The organism is Paracoccus sp. (in: a-proteobacteria) (genome assembly GCF_030604785.1).
In the GTDB taxonomy this organism is placed as follows: Bacteria; Pseudomonadota; Alphaproteobacteria; order Rhodobacterales; family Rhodobacteraceae; genus Paracoccus.
Map to the genome: position 1 here is coordinate 1 of NZ_JAUVVF010000016.1, position 13,264 is coordinate 13,264.

Here is a 13,264-nt window from a genome sequence, read left to right on the forward strand (position 1 = left end):
CAGCTACGAGGACATCGTCGAAGTCTGCTGCACGGCGTGGAACACCCTGATGGCAATGCCACAACGACTCGCGTCAATCACACGCCGCGAGTGGGCGCAGGTCAGTGGGTAATGCCGTTGGTATGAGGTGGAGTCGCCCAAGCGAAACTTCATGAGGATTTCATCCATCCGGGCCGCGTCGTGGTCCAGATCGCCAGTGATCAACGTGGCGCTTTGGGCCATGGCGGCGTTCTGCTGCGTGACCTCGTTCAGCCGATCGACGCTTGAGGCGATCTGCGCCAGACCGGCGGCCTGTTCCTCGGCCGCTTCCGCGATGTTCACCACGATCTCGCGGATGCTCGCGATGCCCTGAGCCATCTTCCCGATGGCCAGCCCCGTCTGATCCACAAGTGAGACGCTTTCGCCGACATTGCTGGTGCTTTCGCCGATCAGTCGCTTGATTTCTTGCGCGGCTTCGGCCGATCTCTGGGCCAGGTCGCGCACCTCGAGCGCGACCACGGCAAAGCCGCGTCCGCTTTCACCGGCGCGCGCGGCCTCGATGCCCGCATTCAGCGCTAGAAGGTTCGTCTGAAAGGCGATCTCGTCGATGGCGCCGATGATCCGCTCGATCTTGCCCGACGACGATTCGAGGCTCTTCATGGCCAGGATCGTCTGCTGCATCACATGCGAGACATTGTCGGCATTCTCGGTCACGAGACCGACGAGCTTTCGCGCCTCGCGCGTGCTTTCCGTTGTCTGCTGAACGGTCGAGGCGATCTGGGTCAGTGCTGCTGCGCTCTGGTCGACGGATCGGGCCTGCTGCTCGGTTCTGCCCGTCAGACTGTCCGAGGACTGGCGCAGTTCCTGCGAGCGGCCGCGCACATTGCGGGATCTGTCGCGGATCTGCTGCATCGTCGATTGCAGGCGATCCAGCGCACCGTTGAAATCGGAGGACAGCTTGTCGAACAGCGGAGACATCCGCAGAACCGGCGCCCTCTGTTCCAGATCGCCATCGGCCAGAGCGTTGATCGCCCGGCCGATCGTGTCGAGAAACGCCGTCTTGTCGGTGATGTCGCTGCAGAACTTGGTGATCTTGACCAGGTCGCCGCCTTCATCCCGGATCGGTGTATAGGCCCCCTCGATCCAGACCTCGCGCCCCGACTTGTTCAGCCGCCGGAATTCCGACTGGATCGCCTCGCCGGTTCGCAGCCGGTCCCAATGGTCCTTGTAGGCCTGGGTCTGGGCTTCGAGAGGGTCCATGAAGATCGCGTGGTGCCGGCCGACGATCTCGGGGAGGGTGTAGCCCATGACCTTGAGAAACGTGTCGTTCGCGTCAAGGATGGTGCCGTCCAGCGCGAAGTCGATCTTGCCCTGGCGCAGGCCGATCGCCTGCATCTGCTCGGTCATCTCGTGGTTCTTCAGCCGCGCATCGGCATCCGACCACTCGACCACATAGCCCCTGATCCCCCAGAGGGACCGGACGGGCGCGACATGAAGGTCGAAGGCCCTGGCGCCCACCCGGATCGTCGCGCGGTGCCGGTCTCGGAGCGCCGCAAGCATCCTTCGCTGATGCGCCGGGTTCTTGTGGAAGATGTCGATCCTGCTGCCGACCAGCTTGTCGAGCCTGAATTGCGGCATCTCGTTTCGCAGATCCGCCTCTGCCGCGCGCAGGAAGGCGCGGAGCGAGGGGTTCACATGGGTGATCCGCAACCGTCTGTTTGCCAGCATGACATTGGCCTGCAAGGCATCGACGGCACGGCTGACGAGCCCGCGACCGGGCATCAGAAGCGACAACATCCTACCATTCTCCACAACCGAGGACCATGACCTCGGCGCAGAGCCTAGCCGCTGCGGGTAAAGACGGATTTAATGGGGCCTTGAAATCCGGGCGTCACGGGCGAGCTGTGCCGTCGTGGCGAGCCCGCACGGCAAGGCGGTAGCCGATCAGGCCCGCCAGTGGCCCCGGAACAAGCAGCCAGACTGCGCCCGGGCCCATGCTTTCGAACAGGGCCGTCACCAGCGAGATCGAGATCATCGTGATCGCGAATCCCGCTGCGTTCTGGATGGCGAGGGCGCCGCCGACCATGTCCCGCGGGCATGCCTGCGCCGAAAGAGCCGAGAATTGCGGCGAATCGGCGATGACCGAGGCGCCCCAGACCAGAAGCAGTGCCAGCAGCCAGCCCGACGACAAGCCCTGCCAGCCGAAAGCGAAAACCAGCGCGCAGCCGCCCGAGACCGCAAGCGCGCCAAGCGCGACGGCGCTGCTGCCCAGCCGCCGCGACAGCGCGCCTCCGGCAAGGCATCCCAGGGCGCCCGCGGCAATGATTGCGAAGGACAGGCCCGGCACGCCGAGCCGGGGAAACGCCGCGGCCAGTCCCGAGGCCGTGACCAGCAGCGGCACGATGGTCCAGAAGGCGTAAAGCTCCCACATATGGCCAAAATACCCCAAGGCCGAGGCGCGGAAGCGCGGTATCGCAAAGGCCGACAGCACCGATGCCCTCCCCGGGCCGGACCGGGCCGGCGGCAGATGCGGCCCGGTGCCCAGCCGGTGGATCAGCACCGCCCCTGCCACAGCCAGAACCGAGGCGCCCGTCACGATCCATTGCCAAGGCAGCGACTGGCCGCTCAGCCGCAGGAAATGCGGCAACGCCGTCCCCAGCGTCAGCATCGCCACCAGCAGCGCAAGGGCCTGGCCGGTGCGGGCGGGCTCCCAACTGACGATCAGCTTCATGCCGATCGGGTAGATTCCGGCCAGGCTGAGCCCGACCAGAAAGCGAAAGAAGGCCGCGCTTGTGATATCCTTTGCGATCCAGGCGAAGGCCGCATTGAACAGCGCCCCCGCCAGGGCCGAGGCGACGAAGATCGTGCTGGCCCGAAAGCGGTCGGCCAGCCCCAGAAGAGACAGGGCCAGCGTGCCGAGGATGAACCCCGCCTGCACCGCGCTGGTCAGAATGCCGATATCGGCCGCGTCGGCGCCCCATGCCTGCATCAGGCCGTCCGCCGCGCTGTTCGCGCTGAACCAGAGGGACGTGCCGAAGAGCTGCGCGACCGCGACCACGGCGACCGGACGGCGCCACCCTGCGGAGGGGCGGGCCGGTGCGGCGGGCTCAGCCGGCATGCGGGACGCTCATTGGTTCGGCTGTCACGACATCTCCGACGCTGCTGCGATCAGTGCAGATGAGCAGATGCGCGCGCAAAGCGAAAGAGTGTCCGACCTCTGCCGCGTCACGACAGGCGCAGCAGCCGGTCCCGCAGGGCCGCGACCGGAGTGCAGGCCGCGATCTCGTCGCCCCCGAGCGCGTCCGACAGCGACCCGGCCTTCAGGACCAGCGCAAGCGCGCGCGCAAGACCCTCCATCTCCTGCCGGATCCTGTCGGCCTGCTGCAGCGCGGCCATGTCCTGTCCCCGCACGGGCGCGCGCCCCTTCGCCGCACAGGGGGCTGACAGCAAGACGGCGCCAAGGGCCGCATCCAGGTCGGTCAGCGCGGCGGCCTGCCGGTTCAACTCGGCCTCGCAGGCGGCGAGAAGGTCGCGCGCCGATATGTTGCGCGGCAGATCGGCGTTCCCGGGACAGGGGCTCTCCGGCTCATCGGCAAAGATCATAGCGTGCCCACCACCTTTTCGATGCAGACCTTCAGGCTGACCGTGGTGAACGGCTTGCTGATGAAGTTGTTCATGCCCAGGGAATGCCCTCTGGTGATGATTTCGGACGTGGCGCGGCCGGTCATCAGGATGAAGCCGATCCGCTGCGTTGAGCGGTTCATCCGCAGGTTCTCCAGCAGGGTCAGCCCGTCCATGCCGGGCATGTTGTAGTCGGACAGAACCAGATGGACCGGGTTGCCGGCCAGCCGGCGCAGGGCCGCCTCGCCGGATTTCTCGTATTGCACGTTGCGGATGCCGATCTCGTCTAGCGCCTGTTCCACAAGGGCCCGGCTGACCGTCATGTCATCGACAACCATCATCGTCAGCGAGTATTTCAGGGACATATCGGGGCCTTTCTTGCGGCGTTCTTCAAGGTGGGGAGCAGGGCTGGGTCGGACTGGGGCACGGCCGTCCTGCGGTATTGCGTGACTCCTGCGGGCGAGAAGAGAGGGTCGAGCCGCGGGTCCATCCGTTCGGAATGACCGAGGAACAGCGTCCCGCCCTCGGGTAGCCTGGTTGCAAAGCGTGTCCACAGGGTGAGGCGCGTCTCGACGTCGAAATAGATGACCACGTTGCGGCAGAAGACGATGTCGAACTGGCCGTGGAAGGGCCAGGGTTCCAGCAGGTTCAGGACCTCGAACCGGATCAGCGACCGCACCGGCGCCGCCATCGAGACGAGGTTCCGGGCAGGCCCCTCCTGCAGGACGCGCAGAAGCGATTCCGGCGTTCGCTCACCCAGCAGTTCGCGGTCGTAGATGCCGGCGCGGGCCGTCTCGATCACGACCGGGTCGATATCGGTCGCCAGGATGCGCAGATCCAGCTGCGCGATCTCGGGCGCAAGCGACAGCAGGGTCGCCGCGATGCTGTAGGCCTCTTGCCCGGTCGAGCAGCCCGCCGACCACAGGCGCACCCGTCCGCCGCTCCGCGCCCGCGCGATCAGGTCCGGCGCCAGGGCGGCGAGCGCGTCGAAATGATGCGGCTCGCGGAAGAAGCTGGTCACGTTCGTCGTGACGGCCGAGATCAGGGCGCGGCGCTCGGCCTGCCCGCCCCGCCCTTCGAGAAGGGTGACGTAATCCGAAAAGCTGGCAAGGCCGTGATGGCGCAGCCGCCGCGACAGCCGCGAGACGAGCATGCTCTTCTTGGCCTGCGTGATCAGGATCCCGGTCTCCCGGTGGATCAGCGCCGCGACGGTGCCGAAATCGGCATCCGTGAACGCGGCCTCGATGGCGCCGGGCCGGTCGAGGCCCCTGCCATCGCCGGTCGCGGGCGCGCCGAGGGGACGGCCCGCTTCAGGAAGGGTCGTCATCAGGCGGCCTCGCTGTCCTTGCCGGGAAGGACCGTCCCCAGATCGAGGCGACGAAGCATCCTGCCATCCTCGAGCGTGATCACGTTCGTGATGAAGCCGCTCGTGCCGTCCGAGGCCACATCGGGCACCGGCTTCATCGCGGCCTCGTCGATGCGCATGATTTCGGACACGACATCGGCCAGAAGCCCCACCGTCTGGCTGCCGAGCGCGACGATGATCACCACATGGCGCGGCGTGGGATCCGTCCTGCCAAGGCCCAGCCGTGCCGCCAGATCGACGACCGCGACCACCGCGCCGCGCAGGTTGATCACGCCGGTGACGTGCCGGGGGGCGTAGGGCAGCACCGTGGCAGGCGTCCAGCCGCGGATTTCGCGCACCACGTCGATCTCGATGCAGTAATCCTGCTCGCCGATCCGGAAGCAGACGAAATCGCTCTGATTGGCCGTGTTCTGAAGGATCATCTGCTGCATCACTTATCCATTGGCTGCGAGTGACAGGGAGGGGGCTTCTTTTGCGGCGCGTTCGACCAGCTCCTCGGGGTCGACGATCAGCGCGATGCGCCCGTCGCCGAGGATCGTCGCCGCCGAGATCCCGGGAACCGCGCCGTAATTGTCCTCGAGGCTCTTGATGACGACCTGGCGCTGGTCGAAGATGCGATCGGCCGCAAGCGCCGCGCGCCGCCCGCTGTCGCATTCGACCAGGATCAGCACGCCGCGTTCGTCATCCTGCCCCGCCTCGAAGCCGAAGCATTCGGCGAGATCGATGATCGGGATCATCTCGCCGCGATTCGCGATCACCCGGCCACTCCGGCCCAGCCGGTGGATCTGGAGGTTGCCGAGGCCGAGCGTCTCGATGATGGACGAGATCGGCAGGACCATCGTCTCGCGCCCCACGCCGATCAGCATCCCCTCCAGCACTGCCAGCGTCAGCGGCAGCGCGATGGTGAAGCTGGTGCCGAGGCCCGGGCTGGACTGGATCGAGACACGGCCGCCCAGGGACTGGATCTCGCGCCTCACCACATCAAGCCCGACGCCGCGGCCTGACAGGGCCGAGACCTCCTCCTTGGAGGAAAAGCCGGGCATGAACAGCAGGTTGTCGATCTCGGCGGGCGAAAGCTGCGCGCCGGGGGCGATCAGGCCGCGTTCCTCGGCAATCTCGCGGACGCGGCTGCGGTTGATCCCGGCCCCGTCATCCACGACCTCGATGATGACCCGCCCTGAACGGTGCGCCGCCGACAGCGTGATCACGCCCTCGGCTGGCTTGCCCGCAGCCAGCCTGTTCCCGGTGGCCTCGATCCCGTGATCGACCGAGTTGCGGATCATGTGGGTCAGGGGATCGACCAGGCGTTCGATGACCGTCTTGTCGACCTCGGTCATCTCGCCGGCCGTCACCAGCCTGACCTGCTTGCCGGTGGCGTCGGCAGCCTCGCGCGTGATCCGCTCCATCCGCTGAAAGACGGATTTCAGCGGTTGGGCGCGGATCGACATGACGCTTTCCTGGATGTTCGCGGCAAGCTGCTTGATCCCCTCGAGGCTGCCCGTGATGTCGCTGTCGTCGCGCAGCCCCGCCGACGAGATCGCCTGCGACAGCATCGCCTCCATGATCACCAGCTCTCCGATCTGGTTGATCAGCCGGTCCACCCGGTCGAGGTTCACGCGGATCGTGGCCGGCGCGGCATGGGGCGCGGCCTCTGCGCTGGGGCGGGCGGTGCGCGGCTCGGGCTTGGGCGCCGGGACCAGCGTTAGTTGCGGCACCGGCGGTGTGCTTTCGGGGGCCTCATCAGCGTGCGCAAGGCGCGTGATCGTGACATCGGCCAGATCCCCCACGAAATCGAAGATCGCGGCGATCTGGTCCTCTGCCTCGGGGGTCGTGATCCTGGTCCGCCAGCAGAGTCCCGGCCGCGCCAGATCCAGCGCCGCAAGGGGCGCCACGCCAGACAGGTCTGCTGTGACCTCGGCCGCGCCCAGATCGGCCAGCGCCCGCAGAAGCGACAGGGGCTCGTGCCCCGTTGCATAAAGACCTGCCGTGGGGATCAGGGTGACGGCAAAGCCCGCTCCGTCCGGCTGGGCGTCGGGCTCGGGCAGGTCGAAGGCCAGAAGATCCAGCTTGACGGGCTGAAAGCCGAAATCGGGCTCGACGGTGTCGCCCGGACCGCCATCGGCCAGCAGGTCAAGCTCCAGCAGCAGCGCCGCCATCTGCGCGGGATCGTCTTGGCCGTCGCGCGCGGCGGCGACCATATCGGACAGCACGTCAGAGGCGCGCAGCAGCGTGTGCATCGCGGCGCCGTCCGCCGGCAGGCTGCCGGCACGCATCAGGTCCAGCACGGTCTCGAAGGCGTGGGCGAAGTTGACCAGGCTTGCCAGTCCGAACGCGCCCGCGCCGCCCTTGATCGAATGGACCGCCCGGAAGACGTCGTGGACCGGGTCCAGATCCTGCCGCCCGGCGGCTTCGGGGATGCGGGCCAGACCCTCGGCCATGCGGGCCAGAAGATCCTCGCATTCCTCGAAAAAGGCGGGACGCAACGTGTCGATGTCGGCCATGATCAGAGCCCCAGAACGCGGTTGATCGTCTCGATCAGGCGGATGTCGTCGAAGGGTTTGACGATCCAGCCTGTCGCGCCTGCCCGGCGGGCGCGGTCCTTCATGGCCGCGCCGCTTTCCGTTGTCAGGACGAGGATCGGGATGCTGGCATGGGTCGTCGTGGCGCGGACCGCCTCGATCACGCCGAACCCGTCCATGCGCGGCATGTTGATGTCGGTGATCACCAGATGCGGGTCCGCCTTAGCAAGGCTCTCCATGCCCGCGACGCCGTCCTCGGCCAGATGCAGCTCGAACCCGGTGGGTTCCAGCGCCGCCGCGACAAGGCTTCGCATCGTGGGGCTGTCGTCGATGGCGAGGATGCGGATGGTCATGCCACGCCCCCCTCGCAATCCTGGGCCGCGCCCGCCCACGGGGCGTCGGCGCGCAGCCCGCATGCCGTGCAGGCCGCGTCGAACCGGGCCGAGCGTCGCGTGATCGTCAGGTCCTGCCCGTCGGCCGCCCATTGCAGGCCGGCGGACACGATCACCTCCAGCGCCAGCGCGCCGATGACCTCGACCTGACCTGCATCGATCGCAAGCGGTCGTCCGGTCCTCTGCCCGAGCGCGGCCATCAGCGCGGGCGCGGCCGAGCTGTCCAGACGTTCGGGCAGGATGAAATGCTCTGTCATGCACGATCCCCTTGTCGCGGTGTTCGGACCGGCATGTCGGGTCGTGCCCGGACAGACTCGCGGCCTCGCATTTGACCGCACATTGACAGCCACCGGTTAAGGGTTCGTTGCCGCGCCCGGAAAGACGCGAAAAATTCTCGGCATTCTGTCCGGGCCGGGAAACCCTTCCTTTACCGCAAGCTGCCAGAGTGCCTGCGTTGAACAGCGGAGGCCGCGATGACAGATCGCTCGCGCACAGATCAGCGGACGGGGCAGGCGGGCGACCGGCTTGTCGTCCTGCTGGCCGATCCCCTGGCCATGCGCCGCAGGCAGCTGCTCCGCGGGCCCCTGCGTCATCAGGTGATCGAGGCGGCCTCGCTGACCGAGGCCTTTCCGCTGGCCGAGGATCTGTCCCCCCATATCATGGCGCTCTCGGCCGATTTCCTGATCGAACCCGAGATCGAGGGCCTGATCCGCGTCGCCGGCCTGCTTGAGGCGACCGTCTTTCTTTATGCCGAGGATGGCACCGCGCCGGGCGGCCTGCCCCTGCGTCACAGGCCGCGATGCGTGCCGGTCCGCCCCTCGGACGGGCTCGACGATCTGCTGTCGCGCCTTGCGGGGCCAGAGGCGCCCTGTCCCGGACCCGATATCGGAACCACCCCTCCCGAGCTTGTGCTGATCGGGGCCTCGACGGGGGGGATCGCCGCGCTCGAGACGGTGCTGATGGCCTTTCCCGCCGATTGTCCGCCCACGCTCGTGGTCCAGCATATCCGCGAGGGATTCGTCGCGGGGCTGGTGCAGCGCCTGAACCTGCGCTGCCGTCCGCGCGTGGTCGAGGCGCTGGACGACCAGCCCCTGCGCCGGGGCACCGTCTATTTCGCCGCCGATGCAGGACGCCATCTGACGGTTTCGGGCCGCGCCGTGCCGCGCAGCACGCTGCGGGCCGCGCCGCCTTGTCACGGCCATCGACCGGCGGTCGATCCCCTGTTCGAATCGGCGATTCCCTGGGCCTCGCGCGCATCGGCCGCGATCCTGACGGGGATGGGATCGGACGGGGCGCGCGGGCTTCACGCCCTGCGCCGCGCGGGCGCGCATACGATCGCCCAGGATCGGGCGACCAGCATCATCTGGGGCATGCCCGGCGCCGCCGTCGAGGCCGGCGCGGCCGAGGCCGTGCTGCCGATCGGCCAGATCGGCCCGGCCCTTCTTGCGGGGCGCCGCAGGGCGGCGTCCCTGCCGCTTGCGGGGCGCGCCCGATGACGGACCATGAGGACATGGTCCTGCACGTCATTCAGGGCGAGCATCATGTATCGGACCGCCGGGATGTCGTGCTGACCACCGTTCTGGGATCCTGCATCGCCGCCTGCCTGCACGACCCGCGCAGGGGGATCGGCGGCATGAACCACTTTCTTCTGCCCGACCTGCCGGGCGTGCGTGACATCCGTCATGCCTCTGCCGCGATGGAGCAGCTGGTGAACAGCCTCCTGAAGCTGGGCACGCGGCGCGAGGATCTTGTCGCCAAGCTCTTCGGCGGCGCCCGGATGCTGCCCGGTCTGCCCGATATCGGTCACGGCAATGCCGAGGCCGCGCTGGCCTTTCTCGAGGGTGAGGGCATTCCCGTCAGGGCGCGCAGCCTTGGCGGCACAAGGGCGCGCCGGGTCCGGTTCTGGCCCGGATCGGGCCGCGCCCAGCAGCTGGTCCTCAGCCATTCGCAGGCCGTCGCGGAGACGCGTCCCGCCCCCCTGCCGATCGGCGGGTCGATCGACTTGTTTTGAACCCGGGCGCGGCGTCCCGCCCCCTCAGGAGTAATCGAATGAACTTCTTCTCGCAGATGTCGCTCAAGTCGAGGCTGGTGACGATTCTCGTGGCCAGCATCACCACCGTGGCCCTGCTGATCGCGCTTTCGGCCATCTCGCTCAAGACCGGAGAGCTGCGTCGTCTGGCGGCCACGCAGGTGGACATGGCGATCAGCATCTTCGCGGCCGATCTGGCGCGGTCCGAACAGGGCTTCGTCACCGGATCGCCCGCGAACGGCCACGTGACCGCCCTGGTGCTGGCCAGCGAGGATGTCAGGGTCCCCACCCGGCTGGTCGATCAGGTCTCCGATCTTCTGGAAGCCCACGTCACCTATTTTGCGCTGGTGCCCGAAAACCAGCAATTCCTCAGCGTGATGACCAGCATCCGGGCGGCCGATGGCAGCCGGGCGATCGGCACCGTTCTCGATCCCAATGGCGACGCCCATGAGGCGCTGATCGGCGGGCGCGCCTATGCGGGCGAGGCGGCGATCCTGGGAGCATCCTATCTGACGCGCTACGAGCCCGTCTTGGATGCGACCGGTCGCGTTGTGGGCGCGGTCTTCGCGGGCAAGTCCACCGAAGCGATCCACGGATTGATTTTCAAGGCCATGCTGGCCCTTGCGGTGCCGACGCTGATCCTGATCGCGCTGGCCTTCTTCGCCAGCCGCTTCCTGATCCGGCGGACCCTGCGCCCCGTCCGCGATCTGGCCGAAAGCGTGAAGCGCCTGGAGCAGCGTGATTACGACGTCGCCATCCCGCCCAGCCAGACCCGCGACGAGATCGGCGATCTCAGCTCGGCCTGTCTTGCGCTGCGCGACGATCTGCGCGAGGCGGCGCGCCTGGCCGAACTGTCCCGCGCGGGCGAGGCCGAGCGCGAGGCCAGGCGGGTCGAGATGGCGCGCGTCGTGTCTGATCTGCGCTCGGGCCTGTCCCGGCTGGCGGATGGCGACCTGATGTCCCGGATCCCCAGCCCGGCCGACAACCCCTTTCCGTCGGAATACGAGCCGCTGCGGCACAGCTTCAACACCGTGATTGATCGGTTCGACGAGGTCATCAACCAGGTCAGCGACATCGCCCGCAGCGTGCGTGACAGCGCCGTCGAGATCGCGGATGCCAGCCGTGAACTCTCGGGCCGCGCCGAAACGCAGGCGGCGACGCTGGAGCAATCGGCCGCCGCACTGACCGAGCTGACCCATTCCGTCGCCTCGACCGCCGACCGCGCGACCCAGGCGCAGGATGCCAGCTTCGACAACCGCACAGGCGCCGAACGCGGCGCCGAGATCGTGCGCGAGGCGGTGGCCGCCATGCACGGGATCGAGAAGGGCTCGGAACAGATCACCCGCATCATCGGCGTGATCGAGGACATCGCCTTTCAGACGAACCTGCTGGCCCTGAATGCGGGGGTCGAGGCCGCGCGCGCGGGCGATGCCGGCCGCGGCTTTGCCGTCGTGGCCTCCGAGGTGCGGCTGCTTGCGCAGCGCGCCGCGGAATCCGCGCGCGAGATCAAGGGCCTGATCTCGGATAGCACCGAGCGGGTCGAGGAAGGGTCGAACCTCGTGCGGCGAACTGGCGACAGCCTGTCCGAAATTCTGGGCCGTGCCAGCGAAGCGGCCAGCCTGGTGGCCGACATCGCGCTGGCCGCCGCCGAACAGGCGCGCGGTCTGGCCGAGGTGAATGCCGGCGTGAACCAGCTTGACCACGTCACCCAGCAGAACAGCGCCGTGGCCGAGGAAACCTCGGCGGCGGCCGCGACGCTGCAATCGCGGTCCGAGGAACTGATGCGGGCCTTGTCCGGCTTCCGCACCGGGCAGCGCAACCCTGCCCCCCGGCTCGAGCAGCCGCGCATCGCCGCGCCGCGCAACGCCGCGGTCGAGGCGAATGTCGTGGACTGGTCTGCCGCCGCCGCCGCCGCCGTGAACGGGCCGCGCGCGACGCCGGTCAGGCAGGGGGCCTCGTGGGCCGAGTTCTGACCCGCCTTCCGCGCAGACGGTCGGGGCGGGGAGCGGCCCGACGGTCTGCGCGGCCGATGATTCGCCCGTAATCTGGGCATGGGATCATCACCCAAAGAATAGGTCATGGGCAATTCGGGTGAGGATGCGTGGGAATCGCATAGGCCGGCGCGCTAGTTCTGGGTGAAAACCCCGATTCCGAGAGGCCAGCGCATGCATGTCCGTTCCGCGCAATCCGGAGCCTCCCATGCGGTGACGGCCATGCTCGAGATCGCCGCAGGGCTGGGTCTGCCGGAACGTCCCCGGCCGGATTTCGTGGCGATGTGTTTCGGGGTCGGCCTTTGCGCCGACAGCCTGCAGGCGGCCGCGCGGGACATGATCGGCACCGATGCCCTGCATGGCGGGTCGTCCTGCCTTGGGGTCATCGGACGCGACGGGATCGAGCTTGGCGGCGCAGGGCTGGGCGTGCTGGCGATCTGGGACCGGGCGGGCAGTTACGGCACGGCCTCGGCGTCGCTTGGCCCGGATGCGGGCGCGGCGGCCCGCGCGGCGGCACTGGCCGCGCTGGAGCGGGCGGGCCGTCCGGGCGAGATGCCCGAAATGGTCTGGCTGACCGTCGCTCCCGGTCGCGAGGAGCAGGTGATCGAGGGCCTGCGCCCGGTCGTCGGGCACGAGACGCTGATCGTCGGAGGCAGTTCCGGCGACAACGACCTTTCGGGCGGGTGGCGCCAGTTCGGACCCGATCAGGTCCACGGCGATGGCGTGGTGGTCTCGGTGCTGTTTCCCAGCCGGGCCGTCGCCTCGGTCTGTCAGAGCGGCTATGCCCCGACCGCGGCAAGCGGCCGGGTGACCCGCGCCGAGAGCCGCCGGCTGTTCGAGATCGACGGCCGGCAAGCGGCCGAGGTCCTGCACGAATGGTCCGGCGGCGCCATCCCGCTGGCGGGAGAGGATGCGCGCGTGATCCTGGCCGAGGCGGCGTTCTGGCCCCTGGGCCTCGAGACGCGCCGTCTGGCGGGTATCCCCTTTCACCTGCTGATCCATCCGGCGGTCGTGCATCCGGACGGCTCGGTCGATCTGTTCGCCGATGTCGCGGTCGGCGACTGGTTGTGGCAGATGCAGGGCTCGGCCAACAGCCTGGTCGCGCGGGCCGGCCGCGTCGCCGGGCAGGCGCGCGACATGGTCGACGGGCCGGTCGCGGGGGCGCTTGTGATCCATTGCGGCGCCTGCATGCTGGCCATCCGGGACCGGATGGACGAGGTGCGCGCGGGCATCCTCGAAGCCCTTGGGGACATGCCGTGGATCGCGGTCTTCTCCTTCGGCGAACAGGGCCGTCCGGTGGCGGACCGGCCGCGTCACGGCAACCTGATGATCTCGTGCACGGCCTTCGGAGCCTCGGATGACTGACC

14 protein-coding genes are annotated in these 13,264 nt (G+C 68.3%); 5 read left to right on the top strand and 9 right to left on the bottom strand.

The features are described from left to right. Positions 1–3 precede the first annotated feature (3 nt). Positions 4–1,386, bottom strand: coding sequence for a methyl-accepting chemotaxis protein (locus tag QAR72_RS07050; RefSeq protein WP_304616658.1), 1,383 nt, complete (start codon positions 1,384–1,386; stop codon positions 4–6). 84 nt (positions 1,387–1,470) lie between these two features. On the opposite strand from QAR72_RS07050, the gene QAR72_RS07055 reads away from it, so the two are divergent. After that, entirely contained in the window at positions 1,471–1,806 is a 336-nt protein-coding gene (locus QAR72_RS07055) for a hypothetical protein (RefSeq protein WP_304616659.1), read from the top strand. A gap of 64 nt (positions 1,807–1,870) precedes the next feature. Here the strand turns inward: QAR72_RS07055 and QAR72_RS07060 are convergent, their stop codons facing one another. From QAR72_RS07060 to QAR72_RS07095, 8 genes are all read right to left on the bottom strand, one after another. Beyond that, a complete protein-coding gene (locus tag QAR72_RS07060; protein WP_304616660.1) occupies positions 1,871–3,097 on the bottom strand; it encodes an MFS transporter in 1,227 nt (408 codons plus the stop codon). A gap of 107 nt (positions 3,098–3,204) precedes the next feature. Further along, the gene (locus tag QAR72_RS07065) at positions 3,205–3,582 is read right to left on the bottom strand and encodes a hypothetical protein (protein ID WP_304616661.1); all 378 of its coding nucleotides are present in this window, start codon (positions 3,580–3,582) and stop codon (positions 3,205–3,207) included. Further along, the gene (locus QAR72_RS07070) at positions 3,579–3,965 is read right to left on the bottom strand and encodes a response regulator (protein ID WP_304616662.1); all 387 of its coding nucleotides are present in this window, start codon (positions 3,963–3,965) and stop codon (positions 3,579–3,581) included. The genes QAR72_RS07065 and QAR72_RS07070 overlap by 4 nt, the downstream gene beginning before the upstream one ends. After that, complete coding sequence (locus QAR72_RS07075; protein ID WP_304616663.1) at positions 3,956–4,927, bottom strand: CheR family methyltransferase; 972 nt, start codon at positions 4,925–4,927, stop codon at positions 3,956–3,958. The genes QAR72_RS07070 and QAR72_RS07075 overlap by 10 nt, the downstream gene beginning before the upstream one ends. Continuing rightward, positions 4,927–5,397 (bottom strand): chemotaxis protein CheW, encoded by a 471-nt coding sequence (locus tag QAR72_RS07080; RefSeq protein ID WP_304616664.1) that lies wholly within the window; start codon positions 5,395–5,397, stop codon positions 4,927–4,929. Before QAR72_RS07080 ends, QAR72_RS07075 begins: the two co-directional genes overlap by 1 nt. A gap of 3 nt (positions 5,398–5,400) precedes the next feature. After that, positions 5,401–7,467, bottom strand: a complete 2,067-nt coding sequence (locus QAR72_RS07085) for a chemotaxis protein CheA (RefSeq protein ID WP_304616665.1) — start codon at positions 7,465–7,467, stop codon at positions 5,401–5,403. A 2-nt stretch (positions 7,468–7,469) separates the two neighbouring features. Next, the gene (locus QAR72_RS07090; protein WP_304616666.1) at positions 7,470–7,838 is read right to left on the bottom strand and encodes a response regulator; all 369 of its coding nucleotides are present in this window, start codon (positions 7,836–7,838) and stop codon (positions 7,470–7,472) included. Next, on the bottom strand, positions 7,835–8,134 hold the full coding sequence (locus QAR72_RS07095) for an STAS domain-containing protein (RefSeq protein ID WP_304616667.1): 300 nt from the start codon (positions 8,132–8,134) through the stop codon (positions 7,835–7,837). Before QAR72_RS07095 ends, QAR72_RS07090 begins: the two co-directional genes overlap by 4 nt. A 216-nt stretch (positions 8,135–8,350) precedes the next feature. On the opposite strand from QAR72_RS07095, the gene QAR72_RS07100 reads away from it, so the two are divergent. The 4 genes from QAR72_RS07100 (at position 8,351) to QAR72_RS07115 (ending at position 13,262) form a co-directional block, all read left to right on the top strand. Further along, positions 8,351–9,373, top strand: a complete 1,023-nt coding sequence (locus QAR72_RS07100) for a CheB methylesterase domain-containing protein (RefSeq protein ID WP_304616668.1) — start codon at positions 8,351–8,353, stop codon at positions 9,371–9,373. After that, entirely contained in the window at positions 9,370–9,888 is a 519-nt protein-coding gene (locus QAR72_RS07105; RefSeq protein WP_304616669.1) for a chemotaxis protein CheD, read from the top strand. Before QAR72_RS07100 ends, QAR72_RS07105 begins: the two co-directional genes overlap by 4 nt. A gap of 38 nt (positions 9,889–9,926) precedes the next feature. Then, positions 9,927–11,879, top strand: a complete 1,953-nt coding sequence (locus QAR72_RS07110) for a methyl-accepting chemotaxis protein (protein WP_304616670.1) — start codon at positions 9,927–9,929, stop codon at positions 11,877–11,879. 192 nt (positions 11,880–12,071) lie between these two features. Beyond that, positions 12,072–13,262 carry an FIST signal transduction protein gene (locus tag QAR72_RS07115; protein WP_304616671.1) on the top strand — a complete coding sequence of 397 codons (1,191 nt, stop codon included), beginning with the start codon at positions 12,072–12,074 and terminating at the stop codon, positions 13,260–13,262. The last annotated feature ends 2 nt before the right edge of the window (positions 13,263–13,264 follow it).